The organism is Kocuria subflava (assembly GCF_012163155.1).
Lineage (GTDB): Bacteria > Actinomycetota > Actinomycetes > Actinomycetales > Micrococcaceae > Kocuria > Kocuria subflava.
Genome location: NZ_JAAVUN010000186.1, coordinates 1 through 578 on the forward strand (window position 1 = coordinate 1; position 578 = coordinate 578).

1 protein-coding gene and 1 pseudogene are annotated in these 578 nt (G+C 67.6%); both read right to left on the minus strand.

The features are described from left to right. Positions 1–77: 77 nt before the first annotated feature. Positions 78–191, minus strand: a complete 114-nt coding sequence (locus GTW58_RS13680; protein ID WP_123823434.1) for a methionine/alanine import family NSS transporter small subunit — start codon at positions 189–191, stop codon at positions 78–80. Beyond that, positions 188–578 (minus strand): annotated as a pseudogene (locus tag GTW58_RS13685) (hypothetical protein); the annotation flags it as partial. The pseudogene GTW58_RS13685 and the gene GTW58_RS13680, both read right to left, overlap by 4 nt.

A 578-nucleotide genomic window follows, 5' to 3' on the forward strand; every position in this document is an offset into this window, starting at 1 on the left:
GGGGGGGCGCTCGTCGGGTGGGCGACCCGCCTCTCCCCGTTGTCATGAGTGGTGCGGATCAGTGGTCCGGTGCGGTCCTACTCGTCGCCGCTTTCGTCCGGCTGGCGCCGCAGGTTCAGGATGGAGGCGATCAACCCGCCCCACACCGTCACCCCGGCCACGACCAGCATCACGATTGCTTCGGTGCTCATCGGGTTCCCTCCTCGACTGCGTTCGTGCGGGCGTCGTCGGACTCCACCCAGGGCTCGGAAGCGCGCTCCCGGTGCTCGTGCGGGTCGTGCCAGGGGGTCCCGTCACGTACCACGGAACTCGTGATCGTGGGGGTCACCCCGGTGCTCAGGTACTTCTGGTCCAACCCCGGGTCCAGCACCGCCAGTGCGGGCGAAGACTGGGCCCCACGGGAACGCTTGGACCACGGGATCTTCGAGACGATCAGGGAAATCACCACCAGGGAAATGGCCATGCCCCAACCGAAGGTCACCACGAACCAGGTGGGGAACCCACCGTAGCCCTCGGAGAGCACCGTGGTGATCTGCCCGATGATCGAGTAGCCCAGGACCACGACGGCCACACCGCCG

Coding starts and splice junctions, on each gene's coding strand:
- GTW58_RS13680 (WP_123823434.1), bottom strand. CDS start 191: ATGAGCACCGAAGCAATCGTGATGCTGGTCGTGGCCGGGGTGACGGTG.